16 protein-coding genes and 2 pseudogenes are annotated in these 20,068 nt (G+C 66.6%); 13 read left to right on the top strand and 5 right to left on the bottom strand.

Annotated elements, in window-relative coordinates:
• Positions 1 to 45 precede the first annotated feature (45 nt).
• From Q0S71_RS03525 to Q0S71_RS03480, 10 genes and pseudogenes are all read left to right on the top strand, one after another.
• Positions 46 to 1,926: pseudogene (locus Q0S71_RS03525) on the top strand (XrtA/PEP-CTERM system amidotransferase); the annotation flags it as partial.
• Between the two features lie 17 nt (positions 1,927 to 1,943).
• Positions 1,944 to 3,227, top strand: coding sequence for a TIGR04063 family PEP-CTERM/XrtA system glycosyltransferase (locus Q0S71_RS03520; RefSeq protein ID WP_295991397.1), 1,284 nt, complete (start codon positions 1,944 to 1,946; stop codon positions 3,225 to 3,227).
• Entirely contained in the window at positions 3,224 to 4,414 is a 1,191-nt protein-coding gene (locus Q0S71_RS03515; RefSeq protein WP_295991395.1) for a glycosyltransferase family 4 protein, read from the top strand. Before Q0S71_RS03520 ends, Q0S71_RS03515 begins: the two co-directional genes overlap by 4 nt.
• A gap of 29 nt (positions 4,415 to 4,443) precedes the next feature.
• A complete protein-coding gene (locus Q0S71_RS03510) occupies positions 4,444 to 5,826 on the top strand; it encodes a phenylacetate--CoA ligase family protein (RefSeq protein ID WP_295991392.1) in 1,383 nt (460 codons plus the stop codon).
• Between the two features lie 8 nt (positions 5,827 to 5,834).
• Positions 5,835 to 7,130, top strand: a complete 1,296-nt coding sequence (locus Q0S71_RS03505; RefSeq protein WP_295991389.1) for a putative O-glycosylation ligase, exosortase A system-associated — start codon at positions 5,835 to 5,837, stop codon at positions 7,128 to 7,130.
• Positions 7,117 to 8,169, top strand: a complete 1,053-nt coding sequence (locus Q0S71_RS03500) for a polysaccharide deacetylase family protein (RefSeq protein WP_295991387.1) — start codon at positions 7,117 to 7,119, stop codon at positions 8,167 to 8,169. Before Q0S71_RS03505 ends, Q0S71_RS03500 begins: the two co-directional genes overlap by 14 nt.
• A 63-nt stretch (positions 8,170 to 8,232) precedes the next feature.
• Positions 8,233 to 9,021 (top strand): class I SAM-dependent methyltransferase, encoded by a 789-nt coding sequence (locus Q0S71_RS03495; protein ID WP_295991383.1) that lies wholly within the window; start codon positions 8,233 to 8,235, stop codon positions 9,019 to 9,021.
• A 4-nt stretch (positions 9,022 to 9,025) separates the two neighbouring features.
• On the top strand, positions 9,026 to 10,051 hold the full coding sequence (locus Q0S71_RS03490) for a glycosyltransferase family 2 protein (RefSeq protein WP_295991380.1): 1,026 nt from the start codon (positions 9,026 to 9,028) through the stop codon (positions 10,049 to 10,051).
• Entirely contained in the window at positions 10,048 to 11,508 is a 1,461-nt protein-coding gene (locus Q0S71_RS03485) for a lipopolysaccharide biosynthesis protein (protein ID WP_295991377.1), read from the top strand. The genes Q0S71_RS03490 and Q0S71_RS03485 overlap by 4 nt, the downstream gene beginning before the upstream one ends.
• Positions 11,505 to 12,551, top strand: coding sequence for an acyltransferase (locus Q0S71_RS03480; RefSeq protein ID WP_295991373.1), 1,047 nt, complete (start codon positions 11,505 to 11,507; stop codon positions 12,549 to 12,551). The genes Q0S71_RS03485 and Q0S71_RS03480 overlap by 4 nt, the downstream gene beginning before the upstream one ends.
• 57 nt (positions 12,552 to 12,608) lie before the next feature.
• Here the strand turns inward: Q0S71_RS03480 and Q0S71_RS03475 are convergent, their stop codons facing one another.
• The 4 genes from Q0S71_RS03475 to Q0S71_RS03460 all read right to left on the bottom strand — a co-directional run bounded on the left by Q0S71_RS03475 (position 12,609) and on the right by Q0S71_RS03460 (position 17,459).
• Positions 12,609 to 13,451: a response regulator gene (locus Q0S71_RS03475; protein ID WP_295991370.1), complete on the bottom strand. Its 843-nt coding sequence runs from the start codon at positions 13,449 to 13,451 to the stop codon at positions 12,609 to 12,611.
• Complete coding sequence (locus tag Q0S71_RS03470) at positions 13,448 to 15,172, bottom strand: ATP-binding protein (protein ID WP_295991367.1); 1,725 nt, start codon at positions 15,170 to 15,172, stop codon at positions 13,448 to 13,450. The genes Q0S71_RS03475 and Q0S71_RS03470 overlap by 4 nt, the downstream gene beginning before the upstream one ends.
• Positions 15,169 to 15,897 carry a Crp/Fnr family transcriptional regulator gene (locus Q0S71_RS03465; protein ID WP_295991358.1) on the bottom strand — a complete coding sequence of 243 codons (729 nt, stop codon included), beginning with the start codon at positions 15,895 to 15,897 and terminating at the stop codon, positions 15,169 to 15,171. The genes Q0S71_RS03470 and Q0S71_RS03465 overlap by 4 nt, the downstream gene beginning before the upstream one ends.
• 176 nt (positions 15,898 to 16,073) lie before the next feature.
• Positions 16,074 to 17,459 carry a hybrid sensor histidine kinase/response regulator gene (locus Q0S71_RS03460; protein WP_295991355.1) on the bottom strand — a complete coding sequence of 462 codons (1,386 nt, stop codon included), beginning with the start codon at positions 17,457 to 17,459 and terminating at the stop codon, positions 16,074 to 16,076.
• A 204-nt stretch (positions 17,460 to 17,663) separates the two neighbouring features.
• On the opposite strand from Q0S71_RS03460, the gene Q0S71_RS03455 reads away from it, so the two are divergent.
• Complete coding sequence (locus tag Q0S71_RS03455; RefSeq protein WP_295991352.1) at positions 17,664 to 18,284, top strand: XRE family transcriptional regulator; 621 nt, start codon at positions 17,664 to 17,666, stop codon at positions 18,282 to 18,284.
• 9 nt (positions 18,285 to 18,293) lie between these two features.
• On the top strand, positions 18,294 to 18,509 hold the full coding sequence (locus tag Q0S71_RS03450; protein WP_295991764.1) for a hypothetical protein: 216 nt from the start codon (positions 18,294 to 18,296) through the stop codon (positions 18,507 to 18,509).
• A gap of 16 nt (positions 18,510 to 18,525) precedes the next feature.
• Here Q0S71_RS03450 and Q0S71_RS03445 read toward each other — a convergent pair.
• Positions 18,526 to 18,855, bottom strand: a pseudogene (locus tag Q0S71_RS03445) (helix-turn-helix domain-containing protein); the annotation flags it as partial.
• A 94-nt stretch (positions 18,856 to 18,949) separates the two neighbouring features.
• On the opposite strand from Q0S71_RS03445, the gene Q0S71_RS03440 reads away from it, so the two are divergent.
• Positions 18,950 to 19,738: a hypothetical protein gene (locus tag Q0S71_RS03440; RefSeq protein WP_295991348.1), complete on the top strand. Its 789-nt coding sequence runs from the start codon at positions 18,950 to 18,952 to the stop codon at positions 19,736 to 19,738.
• Positions 19,739 to 20,068 lie beyond the last annotated feature (330 nt).

Below are 20,068 nucleotides of genomic sequence, written 5' to 3'. Positions count from 1 at the left end.
TTTACGTAAGATGAGCAAGATTACCAATGGAGCGGTCAAAGCAAAATGTGTGGAATAGTCGGCATACTGGATTTGCAGGGCGGGCGCGCGATCGACGGCGACATGTTGCGGCGCATGAACGACACCCAGCACCATCGCGGCCCCGACGAGGGCGACATCTACCTGGAGCCGGGCGTCGGCTTCGGCCACCGTCGCCTGTCGGTGATCGACATCGCCCTCGGCCAGCAGCCGCTGGCCAATGAAGACGGCAGCGTCATGGTCTGCTTCAACGGCGAGATCTACAACTACCGCGAACTGACGGCGCAGCTGACGGCGCTCGGCCACCACTTCAAGACCCGCAGCGACACCGAAGTCATCGTCCACGCCTGGGAACAGTGGGGCGGCGACTGCGTCCACCATTTCCGCGGCATGTTCGCCTTCGGCCTGTGGGACCGCAAGCGCCAGCTGATGTTCGTGGCGCGCGACCGCCTCGGCGTCAAGCCGCTGTACTACGCGGCGCTGCCGGACGGCTATTTCGCCTTCAGCTCCGAGCTCAAGGCGCTGCGCTCGCTGCCGACGATGCCGCGCGGACTGGACCTGCGCGCCGTCGAGGATTATTTCGCCTACGGCTACGTGCCCGAGCCGCGCACGATCTACGAGGGCGTCTACAAGCTGGCGCCCGGCTACCGCCTGAGCCAGGCCGTCGGCGCGCCGCTGGCGCAGCCTGAACGCTACTGGGACGTGCCGTTCCAGGTGCAGGCCGGCCTGCGCCAGGAAGACGCCGAACAGGAACTGGTCGAGCGCCTGCGCGAAGCCGTCAAGATCCGCCTGGTGGCCGAAGTGCCGCTGGGCGCCTTCCTGTCCGGCGGCGTCGATTCGAGCGCCGTGGTGGCGATGATGGCGGGCTTGAGCGACCAGCCCGTCAACACCTGCTCGATCGCCTTCCGCGACAAGGAATTCGACGAATCGGCCTACGCGGCCCAGGTGGCGGCCCAGTACGGCACCGACCACCACGTCGAAACCGTCGACACCGACGACTTCGGCCTGCTCGACACGCTCAGCGACCTGTACGACGAACCCTACGCCGACAGTTCGGCCATCCCCACCTACCGCGTGTGCCAGCTGGCGCGCAAGCGGGTCACGGTGGCGCTGTCGGGCGACGGCGGCGACGAAAACCTGGCCGGCTACCGGCGTTACCGCTACGCGCTGGCCGAGCAGCGCGTGCGCGGCCGCATTCCGCAAGGCTTGCGCAAGCCGCTGTTCGGCGCCCTGGGCAAATATTATCCCAAGGCCGACTGGGCGCCGCGCGTGTTCCGCGCCAAGACCACCTTCGAGGCGCTGTCGCGCGACCTGGTCGAAGGCTATTTCCACGGCGTGTCGCTGATGAGCGACGACATGCGCGGCAAATTGTTTTCGCCCAAGTTCCGCGCCGGCCTGCAAGGCTATCGCGCCATCGAGGTCATGCGCGGCCACGCGGCCGTCGCGCCCACCGACGACCCGCTGTCGCTGATCCAGTACCTGGACATGAAGACTTATCTGCCGGGCGACATCCTGACCAAGGTCGACCGCGCCAGCATGGCCCACGCGCTCGAAGTGCGGGTGCCGCTGCTCGACCATCAACTGGTCGAATGGATATCGAGCCTGCCGCCGGACATGAAACTGAAGGGCAGCGAAGGCAAATATATCTTCAAGAAAAGCATGGAAGCCTATCTGCCGCACGACATCCTGTACCGCCGCAAGCAGGGCTTCGCCGTGCCGCTGGCGGCCTGGTTCCGCGGGCCGCTGCGCGAGCGCCTTCGCACCTCGCTGCTGGGACCGTCGCTCGCCGAGACCGGCCTGTTCAACCAGGCTTACGTGGCCGAGATGGTCGAGCAGCACCAGTCCGGCCGGCGCGATTACAGCGCGCCGTTGTGGGCGCTGCTGATGTTCGAAGCGTTTTTGCGCCGCGAATGGAAGGCTTGAGCATGGACGCCACCGTCATTCCCGCCGACGTTGCCGCGACCACCGGTGCGGCGCCATCCATCGCCGGATTCGCCCGCGCGCCGCGCATCTTGCACGTGCTCGACCATTCGGTGCCGCTGCACAGCGGCTACACCTTCCGCACCCGCTCTATCCTGCTGGCGCAGCGCCTGCTGGGCTGGGAGACCCACCACCTGACCAGTCCCAAGCAGGGCGCCTCGGCCCTGCCCAAGGAACTGGTCGACGGCCTCTCGTTCCACCGCACGGCGCCGGCCCACGGGTGGATGGCGCGCTTGCCGGTGCTGGGCCAGTGGCTAGTCATCGACCGTCTGGCGCGGCGCTTGCAACAAGTGGCGCACGAAGTACGGCCCGACATTTTGCACGCCCATTCGCCGGCGCTGAACGCGGTGGCGGCGCTGCGGGTCGGACGCAAGCTGGGCATTCCGGTGGTCTATGAAATCCGCGCCTTCTGGGAAGACGCCGCCGTCGACCACGGCACCAGCAAGGCCTGGGGCTTGCGCTACCGCCTGACGCGGGCGATGGAAACGTGGGCCCTGAAACGGGTCGACGCCGCCACCACCATCTGCGAAGGCTTGCGGGCCGAGCTGGTCGGGCGCGGCATCGCCTCGGCCAAGATCAGCGTGATTCCGAACGCCGTCGACATCGGCGACTTCGCCGTCGGCGGCGAGGCCGACGCGGCGCTGGCCGAACGGCTGGGCGTGGCCGGCAAGACGGTGATCGGCTTCATCGGTTCCTTCTACGCCTACGAAGGCTTGAACGTGCTGCTGGCCGCGCTGCCGGCCTTGCGTGCCGCCCGTCCCGACCTGTGCGTGCTGCTGGTCGGCGGCGGCCCGCAGGAAGCGGCGCTCAAGCAGCAGGCCGGCGCGCTGGGCGTGGCCGACATGGTGGTCTTCAGCGGCCGGGTGCCGCATGGCGACGTGCCCGCCTATTATCAATTGATCGACGTGCTGTGCTATCCGCGCCTGAAGATGCGGCTGACCGACCTGGTCACGCCACTCAAGCCGCTCGAAGCGATGGCGCAGGGCCGGCTGCTGGTGGCGTCCGACGTCGGCGGTCACCGCGAGCTGATCGTCGACGGCAGCACCGGCATGCTGTTCGCCGCCGGCGATCCGGCCGCGCTGGCGCGCAAGGTGTTGGCCCTGCTGGACGCGCCCGAACTGTGGCCGGGCTTGCGCGCGCGCGGCCGCGCCTTCGTCGAGGCCGAACGCAGCTGGGCCGCCAGCGTGGCGCGCTACCGGCCCGTTTACGCGGGAGTGATGCGGCCATGAGCGGCATGGGCACCAGCGGCACGGCCGACACCATCGACACCATCGACACGGGTGCTACCGTCGACACGGCCGGTGATATCGGCGGCGCCGGCGCCGTGGTCGCCATGCGCATCGGCCTGGTCGGCCCCTTGCCGCCGCCGGCCGGCGGCATGGCGAACCAGACCCTGCAACTGGCCGCGCTGCTGCGCGCCGAAGGGCTGGACGTGGAAACCGTGGCCGTCAACGGACCGTACCGGCCGCGCTGGGCCGGCCGCGTGCGCGGCGTGCGCGCCATCGCCCGATTGCTGCCCTATTTGGCCGCGCTGTGGCGGACCGCCGGCCGCGTCCAACTGTTCCACGTGATGGCCAATTCCGGCTGGTCCTGGCATTTGTACGCGGCGCCGGCGATCTGGATCGCGCGCCTGCGCGGCATCGCCGTCGTCGTCAATTACCGGGGAGGGGAGGCCGACGCCTTTTTGCAACGCTCGCGCGCGGCCGTCGGCGTCAGCCTGCGCCGCGCCGACGCCGTCATCGTGCCGTCGGGCTTTTTGCTGGCCGTGTTCGGCAAGCACGGCTTCGCGGTGCAGACCGTGCCCAATATCATCGACCTCGAGCGCTTCAGCGCGGCCGCCGCCGGGACGCCGCGCGACGGCGGCCCGCACCTGCTGGTGGCGCGCTATCTGGAAGCGATCTACGACAACGCCACCGCGCTGCGCGCCTACGCCATCGTGCGCGCGCGCTACCCGGCGGCGACGCTGACCATCGCCGGCAGCGGCCAGTTGCGCGACGAGCTGGTGGCGCTGGCCGCGCAGTTGGGCGTGAGCGACGGCGTCACCTTCACCGGCCAGGTCGACAACGCCGGCATGGCGCAGTTGTACCGCCAGGCCGACTGCATGCTCAATTGCAGCCTGGTCGACAACATGCCCAATTCCGTGCTCGAAGCGCTGGCCAGCGGGGTGGCCGTGGTCAGCACCGACGTCGGCGGCGTGCCCTATCTGGTCGAGGACGGCCGCACGGCGCTGCTGGTGCCGCCGCAATCGCCGCCGCAGATGGCGGCCGCCGTGCTGCGCCTGACCGAGCAGCCGGAGCTGAAGGCCAGCCTGCGCGCGGCCGGACTGAAACAGATGCAGCAGTACACGTGGGCGCAAGTGCGGCCCCGTTTGCTGCGCGTGTACGCGGCGGCGCTGGCGCCGGCCGCCGCTCCATGACGGCATAACGACATAACGAGACCGCGCCGATGGCACCTTCCTATCCCTCCCCCTACACGGCGGTCGTCGCCGGCCTGCTGTTTCCCTTGCACGAGCGGCTCAAGCGCCACCGCAGCGTGGCCGTGCGGCGCGCCATGGAGGCGAGCCAGCACTGGTCGCCGGCCCGCCTGCGCGAACTGCAACTGCAACGCCTGCGGCGCTTGCTGCTGCGCGCCCACAGCCAGGTGCCCTACTACCGCGCCCTGTTCGCCGAGCTCGGTTTCGACCCCGCGCGCGACCTGCACAGCCTGGCCGACCTGGCGCGCCTGCCGCTGACCGACAAGGCCACCATCCGCGCCAACGGCGAGGCCCTGAAGGCGGCCGACGCGGTCGGCCTGGCCCGCTTCAACACGGGCGGCTCCAGCGGCGAACCGCTGATCTTCCACATCGGCCGCGAGCGCGTCAGCCACGACGTGGCGGCCAAGTGGCGCGCCACGCGCTGGTGGGGGGTCGACATCGGCGACCCCGAGATCGTGGTCTGGGGTTCGCCCATCGAACTCGGCGCGCAGGACCGGGTGCGCGCGCTGCGCGACCGCGTGCTGCGCACCACGCTGCTGCCGGCCTTCGAGATGTCGGCCGCCAGGCTGGACGGCTTCGTCGCCGCCATCCGCGCGCGCCGCCCGCGCATGTTGTTCGGCTATCCGTCGGCGCTGTCGCACATCGCGCGCCACGCCGCCGCCGCCGGCCAGCGCATGAACGACCTCGGCATCCGGGTCGCCTTCGTCACCTCCGAACGGCTGTACGACGAGCAGCGCAGCCAGATCGGCAACACCTTCGGCTGCCCGGTGGCCAACGGCTACGGCGGGCGCGACGCCGGCTTCATCGCCCACCAGTGCCCGGCCGGCGGCATGCACCTGACGGCCGAGGACATCATCGTCGAAATCATCGACGCCGCCGGCCAGCCGCTGCCGGCGGGCGCGTCCGGTGAAATCGTCATCACCCACCTGGCCAGCGGCGACTTCCCCTTCATCCGCTACCGCACCGGCGACATCGGCGTGCTCGACCCGGCGCCCTGCGCCTGCGGCCGCGGCCTGCCGCTGCTCAAGGAAATCCAGGGCCGCAGCACCGACTTCCTCGTGGCCCAGGACGGCACGGTGATGCACGGCCTGGCCCTGGTTTATATTTTGCGCGACCTGCCGCAGGTGCAAGCCTTCAAGATCGTCCAGGAAAGCCTGGCGTTGACGCGGGTGCAACTGGTGCTGGCCGCGCCGCTGGAGGACGCGCTGCGGGCCCGCATCGAGCAGAGCTTCCGGGCCCGGCTGGGCGCCGGCGTGACGGTCGACATCGAACGCGTCGATGAAATCGCCGCCGAGCGCTCCGGCAAATACCGCTACGTGGTCAGCAAGGTCGACGCGGGGAGCGTGCCGGCATGAGGGATGTGTTGATTACGCTGGTCGTGTTCGGCTCGCTGCCCTTCGTCTTCAAGCAGCCGTGGCTGGGCGCCATGATGTGGATCTGGATCAGCGTCATGAGTCCGCACACCCAGGGCTGGGGCTTCGCCCGCGACTTCCCCTTCGGCTACCTGATCGCCATCACCATCGTGCTGGCCATCGTGTTCAGCAAGCGCCGCTATCCGGTGCCGCGGTCGCCGCTGATGGCGGTGTTCTTCGCCTTCGTGGCGTGGATGTGCTTCGCCTCGCTGTTCGCCATCCACCCCGACCAGGTCGGCCCGCAGCTGTTCAAGGTGCTCAAGATCATGGGCATGACGGTGGTGGTGGCCATGCTGGTGCGCAGCCGGCGCCACATCGAATGGATGATCTGGACCATCGTCATCTCCATCGGTTATTACGGCGTCAAGGGCGGCATCTTCACGCTGCGCAGCGGCGGCCAGTACCGTGTGTGGGGGCCGTCCGGCACCTTCATCGACGGCAACAACGAAATGGCGCTGGCCCTGATCGTCATCATCCCGCTGATGTATTACCTGAGCAGCCGCATCCAGCAGCGCTGGGGCAAGCGCGCCATGCTGGCGTGCCTGGCGCTGTGCGCGCTGGCGTCGATGGCCTCGTATTCGCGCGGCGCCGTGGTGGCCATGGTGGCGATGCTGCTGTTCCTGTGGCTCAAGAGCCATAACAAGGGCGTGATGGGCATGCTGATCGTGTGCCTGGTGCCGGTGGCCATGTTGCTGATGCCGGAGCAATGGTATGCGCGGGTCGACACCATCAACACCTACCAGACCGACGAGTCGGCGCAGGGCCGGCTCAACGCCTGGGCCATGGCCTACAACCTGGCCAACGACCGGCCCATGGGCGGCGGCTTCGCCATTTACGACAGCGAAGTGTTCGCCCGCTACGCGCCGATACCGGACGACGTGCACGCGGCCCACAGCATCTACTTCCAGGTGCTGGGCGAGCACGGCTGGGTCGGCCTGGGGCTGTACCTGCTGATGGGGATGATGACGTGGCGCTCCGGCGCGTGGACGGTGCGCCACGCGCAGCGCGACCCGGAGCTGGCCTGGGCCGTCAACATGGCGCGCATGATACAGGTCAGCCTGCTCGGCTTCGCCGTCGGCGGCGCCTTCCTCAGCTTGGCCTATTTCGACGTGCCTTATTATCTGATGGTGGCGATGATGGCCTTGCAGCACCTGGTGCGGCGCACCGAACGCGAGCGGCGCAAAGCCGGCGCCGGGCTGGTGACCGTGCCCGAGGATCACACGGCGGGTTCCCATGAGCCAGCCTGACATGCGCCGCACCGATATGCAGCAGCCCGCCCAGCGGCAAACCGGCGCCCGGCAAGCCATGCGGCAGCCCGGCGGCCCGCTGGCGCGCGGCTTGCTCAAGCTGGTCGCGCCGGGCGGCGGCGGCGGCGGCGGCCTGTCCATCCTGATCTACCACCGCGTGCGGGCCCAGCCCGACCCGCTGTTTCCGGACGAGCTGGTGCGCGAGGAGTTCGACGCCCACATCGCGATGCTCAAGTCCGGCTTCGACGTCTTGCCGCTGATCGACGCCGTGCGCCTGGCGCGCGCCGGCCGGCTGCCGCCGCGCGCGGCCTGCATCACCTTCGACGACGGCTACGCCGACAACGCCGAGGTGGCGCTGCCGGTGTTGCAGCGGCACGGCGTCAACGCCACCTTCTTCATCGCCAGCGGTTTCCTGAACGGCGGGCGGATGTGGAACGACAGCGTGATCGAAGCGGTGCGTGGCGCCGCCGGCGACGAGCTCGACGCCACGGCGCTGGGCCTGGGCCGCCACCGGCTGGACACGCTGGAACGGCGCCGCCTGGCGATACCGGCGCTGCTCGGCCAGCTCAAGTACCGCCCGCCGGACGAGCGCGCGGCGCTGGTGCGGGCGCTGGCCGAACTGTCCGGCGCCGCGCTGCCGGACGACCTGATGCTGACCACCGCCCAGCTGCTGCGCCTGCGCGACGCCGGCATGGGCATAGGCGCGCACACGGTCAGCCATCCCATCCTGGCCAGTTTGACGCCGGCGCAGGCGCGCGCCGAAATGGCCGACGGCCGCCGGGCGCTGGAACAGCTGTTGGGCATGCCGGTGCCGCTGTTCGCCTACCCGAACGGCAAGCCGGGCACCGACTACCTGGCCGAGCACGTCGAGATGGCGCGCCAGATCGGCTTCGAGGGCGCCGTCTCGACCGCCTGGGGCGGCAGCCGCGGCCGCCAGGACTGGCACCAGCTGCCGCGCTTCACGCCGTGGGACCGGGGCCGGCTGCGCTTCCTGCTGCGCCTGGCCCGCAACCTGACCGTGGCGGCCGCGATGGCCTGAGCCGGCGCGGCCCCGGATACTGAGCAGCCCCGTTTTGCAGCCCGCTTCCCCCTGGAGAATTGAATGATAATGATGATGACGGCGATACTGTTTTTGCTGCTGATGTTACTGGGCGTGGCCCTCTACCTGGCCCACAAGGTGCGGCGCGTGCATCTGATGATGTATGACCTGGGCAACAACATCGTGCAGGAAAACGCCGGGCTGTACCGGCAGATCGAAGCGCTGCGCGGCCTGGAACTGGAGCTGGACTTGAAAAAAAGCCTGCCGGCGCTGCGCGGCTGGGCCGCCTCGCCCGACTTCCTGCTCGAAATAGTGCGCCACGCGCTAGATGAAAAGCCGCGCACCGTCGTCGAATGCAGCAGCGGCACGTCGACGCTGGTGTTGGCGCGCTGCATGCAGCTCAACGGCGGCGGCAAGGTCTACAGCCTGGAACACGATCCGGCCTACGCCCGCCAGACGCGCGAGAATCTGGTCCGCATGGGCTTGAGCGACTACGCCGAGGTGCTGGACGCGCCGCTGCGCCCGCTCGAACTGGACGGCGCGCGCTGGAGCTGGTACCAGCACGGGGTGCTGCCGGCCGGCCTGCCCATCGACTTGCTGGTCATCGACGGCCCGCCGATGAACACCGGCTCGCTGGCCCGCTATCCGGCCGGACCGGCGCTGTTCGGACAGCTCAGCGCAAGCGGCGCCGTCTTCCTCGACGACGCCGCGCGGGCCGAGGAAACGGCCATCCTGGCGCGCTGGAAGCTGGAATTCCCGCAGCTGGAGCAGGGCAGCCGCTATTGCGAAAAAGGCTGCGCGGTCTTGCGCGTGCCGCGGCAGGGCGGAAGTGTCCATGGTGGGAGCGTTTGAGATCATGAGCAAGTTGCCCGACCCGGCCCCGGTCCCCGTGATCGCGGTCATCATCCCGTTTTTCCAGCGCGAGCATGGCATCCTGGCGCGCGCGCTCGCTTCCATCGCGGCCCAGCAGTATCCGGCCGGATCGCTGTACGTGCTGGTCATCGACGACGGCTCGCCGCTGCCGGCCGCCGACGAGCTGCGCGCGCTGCCGCCGCCGGCCGGCCTGCGGGTGCGCGTCATCACCCAGCCGAACGCCGGCCCCAACGAGGCGCGCAATCGCGGCCTCGACAGCCTGGAGCCGGGCACGGCGCTGGTGGCCTACCTCGATTCCGACGATGAGTGGATGGGCGACCACCTGGGCCGCGCCGTGCGGATCTTGACAGGGCCATCGGCATCGGCGCCGGGCCCGTCCGCCTATTTCGCCAACCTCTACCACCTCGGCGACGACATCGACGAATACAGCAAGGCCAGGCGGGTCGACCCGCAACAGCACACCATGCTGGACGGCGACGCCACGCTGCGCGCCTACGACGGCGACATGGTGCACCAGATCGCCACCGCCAACATCGTCTTCATGCCCTCGCTGGTGATAGCCGTGGCGCGGCTGGGCCGGGCCCGCTTCCCGCAGGGCCACCGCCACGGCGGCGGCGACTATCTGTACTGGATGGACTTGATCGTCCACGGCGCCCGCTTCGCGTTTTCGACGGTGCCGGAAGTGCGCTGCGGACGCGGCATCAATATGTGGTACGGCAGCGGCTGGGGCACGGACGGCCTGGCGCTGCGCCTGCTCGACGAGGCGCGCTTCCGCCGCCGCGTGCTGCGCGAATACGCGACGGCGCCCGCCACCAAGCAAGCCCTGCGCAGCCGCCTGGCCGAGCTGCAGGCCGGCATGCTGCAAGACATGGTGCACCGGCTGCGCCGGCGCAAGCCCGTCAACTGGTCGGTGCTGGCCACCTTTTTCCGCGCCAATCCGCCGTCCGCCGCCATGGTCGGCAAGATGGTGTCGACCTTCGCGGCGGCCGTCGGCGGACGGCGCCCTTGAGCGCGGCCGTGATGACCGGCTCGGTGCGCACCGCCTTGCTGTGGTCGTTCACCGAACGCTACGCCGGCCTGCTGATCAATCTCGCCAGCACCATGATACTGGCGCGGCTGCTGACGCCGGCGCAGGTCGGCGTGTTTTCGCTGTGCGCCTCGCTGACGATGGTGGCCGGCATCTTGCGCGACTTCGGCGTCAGCGAATACCTGATCCAGGAGCGTGAACTGACCGACGACAAGATGCGCGCCGCCTTCGGCGTGGCGATTTTGATCGCCTGGACCATCGCCGCGCTGATCTTGCTGGGACGGGGCACGGTGGCGCAGTTCTACGCCGAGCCCGGCGTGGCCCGGGTGTTGGGCGTGCTGAGCCTGAACTTCTTTTTGTTGCCGTTCGCCTCGCCGGCGTTCGCGCTGCTCACGCGTGAAATGGCCTTCCGCAAAATCTTCTTCGTGCAAATCGTCAGCAACGCCGTCCAGGCAGGCACCGCCGTCGCCATGGCCTGGAACGATTACGGCTACATGAGCCTGGCATGGGCGCCGGTGGCCGGCATCGCCGTGCAGACCGTGCTGACGACGCTGGTACGGCCGCGCGCCTCGCTGCTGCTGCCGGGCTGGCGCGACGCCCGCCAGGTGCTGCGCTACGGCGGCATGTTCGTCGCCTCGCGCGTGATCGAAACCTTCACCCGCAACGCCCACGAATTCCTGATCGCCAAGCAGACCGGCTTCGTCGCCGTCGGCCTGTTCAGCCGCGCCTACGGCTTGATCGAACTGTTCAACAGCAATGTGACGGCGGCGGTGCAGCGCGTCGCCAGCCCGGTGTTCGCCAGCGAGCACCGGGCCGGCGTCGCCTTGAAGGCCGCGTTCGCGCGCAGCACGGCCATCTTCACCAGCGTCGCCTTTCCGTTTTGCGGCTTCATCGCGCTGATGGCGGGCGACATCATCGCCGTGCTGTTCGGCCCGCGCTGGATGGCGGCGGCGCCGGTGGCGCGCATCCTGGCGATCGGACTGATCCCGTTTTACCTGGTCGGTCTGGCGCCCAACCTGCTGGCGGCGACCGGCCACATCAAGCGGCGCCTGCACATTTCGCTGCGCTACAGCCCGGTGCACCTGGTCGGCGTGTTCTGCGCCTCCTTCTTCGGGCTCGAAGCGGTGGCGGCGGTGTGGACCCTCAGCTACGGCGTGATGATGTTGATGTATATGTCGCAGCTCAGGCAGGTGCTCGACGCCAGCGTCGCCGAGCTGTTCCGGCCCAGCCTGGCCAGCGTGGCCGCCGCGCTGCTGTCGGTGGCCGGCCAGGCGCTGACCCTGTACGCCTGCCGGCGCGCCGGCGTGCCCGCGCTGCCGACCCTGATCGTGGTGACGCTGGCCGGCGCCGCCGCCTGGCTGGCCGCCACGCGCCAGCTGGGCCATCCGGTGTACGATGAAATCGTGCGGCTGGCGCGCCACCGGCGGGCGGCGCCATGAGCGCGGCGGGGCGCCTGACGGCGCTCGACAGCCTGCGCGGCCTAGCCGCCATGATGGTGGTGCTGTTCCATTACACCACGCGGTACGGCGAGCTGTTCGGCCACAGCGCGCCGCCGTCGGCCACGCTGCCGTGGGGCTATCTGGGCGTCAACCTGTTCTTCATGATCAGCGGCTTCGTCATCTTCATGACGCTGGAGAAGACGGTGCGGCCCATGGACTTCATCGTCTCGCGTTTCAGCCGCCTGTACCCGGCCTACTGGGGCGCGGTGGCGCTGACCTGGGCCGTGGTCGCCGTGCTGGGCTTGCCGGGCAAGGAAGTGGGGCCGCTGACCGCGCTGCTGAACCTGACGATGTTGCAGGGCTTGATGCATGTGGCGGCGGTCGACGGCGTCTACTGGACGCTGGAAGTGGAGTTGCTGTTCTACGCCGGGGCGCTGCTGCTGTTCCGGCTCGGCCTGCTGGCCCGGGTGCCGCTGCTGTTGCTGGCGCTGTTCGCGCTGCGGCTGGTCTATTTCGGCGCGGCCCGGTGGGGCCATGTGGATTTGCCGTGGCTGGCCTACCATCTGCTGATCCTGCAATACATACCGTGGTTCGCGGCCGGCATCATGGTGTACCGGCTGGCGCGCGGCAGCGCCACGCCGCGCGCCGACATGGCGCTGATCGCGCTGGCGGCGGCGCTGCTGGCGGTGGCCGAGGGCTGGCCGCTGGCGCTGCTGCTGGCCGGCCTGTCGCTGCTGCTGTACGGCGCCGCCAGCGGCCGCCTGGCCTGGCTGGGCCAGCCGCTGCTGGTCGGCCTGGGGACCATGTCGTACACGCTGTACCTGGTTCATGAAAACATCGGCTGGGCCCTGATACGGCGGCTGGAGGCGGCCGGCGTCGGCCCGGATGGCGCGATCCTGGCCGCGCTGCTGTGCTCCATGCTGCTGGCGTTGAGCCTGACGCTGCTGGTCGAACGCCCGGCGCTGCGGGGCCTGCGGCTGGCCTGGCGGCGGCGCCAGGAACGGCGCGCCGCCGACGCGGCCGCGCTGGGACAGCAAGGCTAGCCGACCCGGCGCACGCCGCGATTCCGCCGCGGTGTTCCCGGCGCGACCAGCCTGGCCTTATTTTTCCGTCGCCGGCCGCGGACCGGCGAACAGCGCCGCCATCGCGGTGACGTCGCGGCCGATGCCGCGGTAGCCGGCGAAGCGGCTGGCCTCGTCGAACATCGGTTCGCCGCTGACCTGCAATTGCTGCACCTTGCCGTTGGCGCCGGTGCGGCTGTAGACGTAATCGAGGAAGGGCTTGCGCTCGGCGATGTTGTCGGCCAGCTGGGCGCGCTCGGCCGCGTCCCAGCCGCCGTTGTCGCCGCCCTGATCGTCGCCGCCTATGCCCACCATGTCGGTCACCGGACCGGACCAGTGCGTCAGCTTGCCGTCCGCGTCCTGTTCCCAATACCAGTCGCTCGACAGCTCGGCGAAGCGCTGGAAGCGCGCCTCGCTGGCCCGCAGCTGCGCCGTGCGTTCCAGCACGGTCTGTTCCAGCTGCTGGTTGTAGCGGTCCAGCTGGCGGTACAACAGCCGCACTTCCAGCATGTTGCGGATGCGCGTCTCGACTTCGATCAGTTCGAAGGGCTTGCCGATGAAGTCCTTGGCGCTGGCCTTGAGCGCGCGCAGCTTGTGGTTGGGCTGGGCCGTGATGACGAGCACCGGCACGTAGCCGTCGAGTTCGATCTCCTTGAGCGCTTCCAGCACGGCGAAGCCATCCATGCCCGGCATTTGCAGGTCGAGCAGGATCAGATCGTAGCGGTGGTCGCGGTGCAGGCCGCAGACGGCGAACGGGTCCATCGTGCTGCTGACGTTGCGGTAGCCGGCGTTGGCCAGCATCTGCTCGAGCAGCATGACATTGGCTTCCTGGTCGTCGACGATGAGGATGGAGGCGTTGAGCAATTCGGAGGGTTGTATCATGATGCGCTATCCTGTGAGCTGAGGGGCGTGCCGCCGCGCACGGCGGCGAAGTCGAGCGCGAGATCGAGCGCGGTCATGAACTCGACCACGTTGATGGGTTTGGTGAGGTAGCGGAAAAAGCCCGCTTCCTGGCCTTTTTGTACGTCGCGCGGCATGGCGTTGGCCGACAGCGCCAGCACCGGTATGGCCGCCGTCGTCGGATCGTCCTGCAAGATCTTCAGGCAGCCGAAGCCGCTCAAGCCGGGCAGGTTGATGTCCATCAAGATCACGTCGGGCTGGTAGGTGCGCGCCAGCTGGATGCCGGCGTAGCCGTCGATGGCGGTCAGCAGCTTGAGCTCGGGACGGCGCGCGATCAGCTGTTCGACCAGGCTCAGATTGGCCGGATTGTCTTCCACATACAACAGGGTGCGGTGCACGACGACGGCGGCGCCGTCGATAGGGTGGGGCGGATCGAAGGCCGGCAGCGCCAGCACCGGTTCGGTGCTCTCCTCAAGTTCGACCCAGAACGTGGTGCCGACGCCGACTTCGCTTTCGACGCCGATGGCGCCGCCCATCAACTCGACGAGCTGGCGGGTGACGACCAGGCCGATGCCGGTGCCTTCCTCGGCGCCGTCTTCCTGGCCGAGGCGGTTGAAGGGCTGGAACAGTTGTTCGAGCTGGGCCGGGTCCAGTCCGGCGCCGGTGTCGGTCACGCTGATGCGCACCATGCCGGCGGCGCCGGGGCCCGGGCCGTAGCTGACGGTGACGCTGCCGCCGCTGCGGTTGTACTTGATGGCGTTCGACAGCAGGTTGATGAGCACCTGCTTGACGCGGGTGCGGTCGGCGTGGACGAAGAGCGGCCGTTCCAGGCCGGCAAAATGCATCTGGATGCCGCGCTTCTGCGCCTGCGGGCCTATCATGGCGCGGCAGTCGGCCAGCACGTCGGCCAGGCCCATGGCCTCTTGCGACATGGTGATGCGGCCCGATTCGATCATCGCCAGGTCGAGGATTTCATTAATCAGTTGCAGCAGATACCAGCCGCCCTTGAGGATCTGGTCCAGCGAGCGCTGCTGCGCCGGGCTGGGCGCCGGCTTTTCCGACGCCAGCAGCTGCGCGAAGCCGAGCACGGCGTTGAGCGGCGTGCGCAACTCGTGGCTCATGCTCGACAGGAATTCCGACTTGGCCCGGTTGGCCTTTTCGGCCGCCGCGCGCGCCGCCTCCAGCGCCACATTGCTTTCCTGCAGGGCGTGCTGCTGCTCGCGCAGGCGGGCGTCGAGCGCGGCCTGTTCGTTTTCCACCCGCTTGCGGGCGGTGTTGTCGGTGCCCATCAACAAGTAGCCGATGACCTTGTCGTCGGCGTCGCGCAGCGGACTGACCGAGACGATGGCCGGGAAGCGGCTGCCGTCCTTGCGGATATAAGTGAGCTCGTAGATGTCTTCGATGCCGCGCGAGGCCTTGAACACCAGCGCCTCGAAACCGGGACGGATGGTCGTGCCCAGTTCCAGGCTCAGCGCGGCCGCCCGCGCCACCACTTCCTCGGCGTCCCAGATGCCGGCCGGCGTGATCTTGTTGACCACCTCGGCGGCGCTGTAGCCGAGCATGCGCTCGGCGCCGACGTTGAACAGCTGGATCACACCCTGGGCATCGGTGGCGATGCTGGAAAAGTTGGCGCTGTTGAAGATGGCCTGTTGCAAGGCATCGGTTTTGAGCAGCGATCGCTCGGAAAGGGGCACGGTTCTCATGATTTTCCTGGTCTTTGTTTGACGTCCGACAATAGCCGAGCAAATTCCTTCTTGACCACGCCATAGCATTCGCAAACGTCCGCCTCCAGGCCTTTGCGGTCGAGCACGGTGATGTGGCCGCGCCGGCAGCTGATGTAGCCGTAATCCTGCAAGCGGCCGGCGGCGACGGTGACGCCTTCGCGGCGCACGCCGAGCATGTTGGCGATCAATTCCTGCGTCATCGTCAGTTCGCTGGTGGGCAGGCGGTCCAGCGTCAGCAGCAGCCAGCGGCACAGCTGCTGTTCGACGGTGTGGTGGCGGTTGCATACGGCCGTTTGCGCCATCTGCGTCAGCAGCGCCTGCGTGTAGCGCAGCAGCAAGCGCATCACCGAACCGGCCCGGTTGAACTCTTCCATCAGGATGTGCGACTTGAGCCGGTAGCCGTGGCCGCCGGTCTGCACCACGGCGCGGCTGGGCGTGGTGTTGCCGCCCATGAACAGCGAAACGCCCAACACGCCCTCATTGCCGACGCCGGCCATCTCCGACGAACTACCGTTCTCCAGCACATAGTGCAGCGAAACGATGGCTGACGTCGGGAAATAAACATACTGCAACTGGCCGCCCGATTCGTACAGCACGTCGCCGAGGCGCATCATGATGGGTTCGAGGTGGGGCGACAGGCGGTTGAATTCGGTCTCCAGCAGGGCGGCCAGCAAGTGATTTTGGTTGGGGTCGTTGAGACGCATGGGAAAACAGTCCTTGGTTCCAGTCGTCAACTAGGCGGGGATCGGAGACGGTGAACGACGACCGTGGCGCAGCATACCACAGCCGCATCGTGTCACCGGGGCACGGGGTCGAACTGGCAACATTGTCGGGCGACATGAATGCGGCGGCCGCGCGCTCCGGTCACCTGGCGCGCATGCTATGGCCTGTGATGCGTGTGCCGAGCGGCGGCCGGTTCCAGCCGATCTATCAGCGCCAGCAACTCGTCGATGGCCAGCGGCTTGACGAAATAATGGTCGAAGCCGATACGCGTGGCGCGCTGCTGGTCATAAGCCTCGCTGTAACCGGACGTGGCGATAAACCTGGGCATGTCCCACTGCGCTGCGCTGCGGATTTTCTCGACCAGGGTGTAGCCGTCCATGCCCGGCAAGCCGATGTCGCAGATGACCACGTCGTAAGGCTGGACCGCTGCGCTGGCGAGCGCGGTCACGCCGTCGAAGCGCTGGGTGACGACGTGGTGGGCCCGCTCCAACAACTGGCACAGCGTTTCATTGGCGTCCATATTGTCTTCCACGAGCAAGATGCGCAGCCGGCGGCCGCGCCGTGCGATGGCCGTCGGCGGCGACGCCGTGGCCACTGTGGGCGGCGGCGCCGCCGCCGTTGAGGCCAGCGGCAAGCGCACCGTGAATTCGCTGCCGAGACCGATGCCCGCGCTGGCCACCGAGATCGTGCCGCCGTGCATTTCGACGATGGAGCGCGCCAGCGACAGGCCGATGCCGAGGCCGCCCTGGGCGCGGTCGGCCGAGCGCCGGCCCTGGGTGAACAAATCGAAAATCAGCGGCTGCTGGTCGGCCTCGACACCGATGCCATGGTCGCGCACGGCCACGCACACGGCGCCGGTCAGCACGACGGCGCTGATGGCGATGCTTTCATTTTCGGGCGAGAACTTGGAGGCGTTGATGAACAGATTGGAAAACACCTGGGCCAGCCGGACCGGATCGCCCGACAGCGGCACCGGCTGCGCCGGCAAGTCGAGCTCGAAGCGCTGGCAGCGCGCGTCGACGAACGGGCGGCTGGTCTTGATGCCGGCCTCGATGATGGCCGCCAGCGTCAGCGGCGGCTTTTGTATGCTGATCGCGCCGCCGCTCACGCGCGAGGCATCGAACAAATCGTCCACCAGCCGCGCCAGATGGGCGACCTGGCGGCCGATGATGCGCTGGTAGCGCAGCACCTCGGGGCCGCCGACGGCCAGCTTGCCCAACAGCTCGTTGGCCAGCGCGATCGGCTGCAAGGGGTCGCGCAACTCATGGGCCAGCATCGACAGGAACTCGGTCTGGCGCACGATGGCGGCCTCGGTGCTCGACTGCAAGTCCTGGGCGCCGAACGCGGCCAGGACCAGGTTCTGCTTGGCCTCGCGCGACTGCGACAGCTGCGATTCCTGGCGGGTTTGATTGCGCTGCAAAAATTCCACCTGCTGCAACAGTTCGACGATGACGGCCCGCAGTTCATCGATGTCGTGCCGGTGCAAATCGTTGACGGGCTGTTCCGGGGAGGGGGCCTGGGGCAGGTCGGTGTCGCTGTGCATTGCTGAGCCCAAGGTGTGCCGCTGACGGCCCTGCTGCGGCAAAGCTCGCGACGAAGTGCCGCAGCGCTGGCAGCTGGTGGCGTCACCATACTACCTATCAGCCTAAAACGGGGATTAATTCATCGGCGTGCGGGAGCAGGCGGCATGGAGGCGGGCAGGGACGCGGCCGTCAAGTGCTGGCCGACATCGCTTGACAAGTCCAATATGCTGGATAATACTTCCAACATGAAAGAGAATCCAGCCACCAATCGGCAGCCAGACATCAACCGTCGGATCGCGGAACGGATTAGCGCCTTGCGAACCGAGCGCGGCCTGTCGCTGGATGCGCTGGCAAAAAAGAGCGATGTCAGCCGTTCGATGATTTCACTGATCGAACGCGGCGAAACCAGTCCCACCGCCGTGGTGCTGGACAAACTGGCATTCGGCCTGGGCGTCACGCTGGCGTCCCTGTTCGAGGCGCCGCGGCCTAACGCCAGCCCGGTGGCGCGGCAGGCCGATCAATTGCAATGGACCGATCCGGAGTCCGGATACACGCGGCGCAATATTTCGCCGCCACATTTCCGTTCACCCCTGCAGATAGTCCAGATCGATTTCCCGGCGGGCGCCACGGTGACCTATGAAGCGGGACCGCGCGACGTCGGCATCCATCAGCAAGTGTGGATTCTGGAAGGCTGCATGGAATTCATTTTTGACGGCAAGCACCACCGATTGCAAGCGGGCGATTGTTTAGCGATGCAAGAGAACCAACGCATTGTTTTTCAGAACACCAGCGAGCTGCCGGCGCGCTACGTCGTGGTTGTCAATACCGGCTTTCTTACTACCTGAGGGTACACCGTGCGTATTTCCTTTGAATCAGCCAAGCAAGCCGATGCCATCGCCCTGATCGCCGAGCTCGATGCCTACCAAAGCGCGCTCTATCCACCCGAAAGCCACCATGCGCTGGACCTGGCATCGGTCGCCGAGCAGGGCCTGCTGTTTGTGCTGGCGCGGGACCATATGGGCCAAGCCGTCGGATGTGGTGCCGTAGTGTTCGTTTGCTTGCCGAATTGACCCTGTCAGTTTGACCCGCCCGCCATACCCTGGCGAACGCCGCAACCCGGTCGTAAGACCCTTCGAAACCCAGTTCCTTCAGGTCCATGTGAACCTGTTTCAAGGTGCGGCGCTGCTTGCGTGACTTGGCCGCCTCGGTCTTGAGCATCGCCGAAAGTTGGAAGGCGTACTTGTCGATGGCGCTCGGAGATTGCCGTTCCGGGTAAGTCGGCTCTGTGATTTCCGCGCGCAGATAGCGCCGGACGGTGTTTCTAGAGATGCCCAAGCGTCTGGCGATCTCTCTCAATGGGACCTGGTCACGAATGTGCCAGCGCCGAATAATTCCTAGTAATGCCACGTCGATCACTCCAAAACCCCTACTCATCATCATGAGCAGGATTGTGTTCTATCCGTGGGTCAGTTTGGCATGCAAATTATGGGGGGAAGTGGGTCAATATTCCGTGCAAATCAACACCATTTGGGAGACAATTCGTAGGGAGACCGCATGGTTTGAGCCTAATGGCGAATCGCCTTTTCAACAATTGGTCATTCCACCTGGTCACTACTATCCTCGGATGGCGCGACCAATTGATCCACATGGATTTAGAGAAATTGATCCTACGCCGTTGGATCAAATGTATGCCGCCACAACCGCTGTCGCGACAGGGCAGCTAGCGGTACTGACTCGGGATTTAGAGCGCATCTTTCAGACTGTACATCCGAATCCAGAAAATTTCGGAGTATACGGTCATGATATACGTAATCTCCTGATACTTGCTTGTACAGAAGTTGAGGCGCAGTGGAGGGGTGTGCTCACGGCGAATGGGATGGAAGGGAAAAATTTCAGTACCAAGGATTATTTTGCGTTGAAAGGGACAATGAAACTCGATGAGTATTCCGTGGCATTTCCAAGCTATCCTTGGATACCTCAATCAAATCCTTTTCGCGATTGGCTACTAGAGAAACCTACTCAATCGCTCGCATGGTACGACGCATACAACGCTGCAAAGCACAATCGGGAACAAGCCTTTGATCGAGCCAATTTGCGTCATGCGCTTGATGCGGTGTCTGCCTGCGCTGTTTTGTTGGTCGCACAGTTTGGTGAGTCGGCAGAATCCTGGAAGAGATCTGATGCACACACTTTTTATCAATTCACAAAGGTGCCGTCGTGGGCACCGGTCGAACGGTATTTTTCCTCGTACGAGTTCGTAGGTGCGTGGAAGCCAATGAATTTTAGCTTTCAGCGATAAAGAAAATTTGCAGCGGGCCGGTAACGCATGTCTGCGTTCGGCCACATCATGATAAAAATTTCATTTCCTATGAAAATAACATGAATATCGATTTTCATTGCGGCGTAGTATATCTCGTTGCTCGGTTGATTGGTCTATCATGAATTTCAGCGTAAACAATGATGTTCGTTGTAGAAAATTTCGATTGATGCTTTAAGGTGAGCTCTAATAACGTAAGCGTCCAGCGGCCCCATCTGGCAATTGGCTTTAAGGCTGGGTAGAGTTCGTGAACGGCAGCAGGGTATCGATCTGGCTGTTAGGGCAGGTAGGCAGCTTCTCAAGCGTCTCGGT

The sequence above is a fragment of the Rugamonas sp. genome (assembly GCF_025354735.1).
Taxonomy (GTDB): Bacteria; Pseudomonadota; Gammaproteobacteria; order Burkholderiales; family Burkholderiaceae_D; genus Rugamonas.
This window is presented reverse-complemented; position numbering and strand designations above follow the sequence as displayed.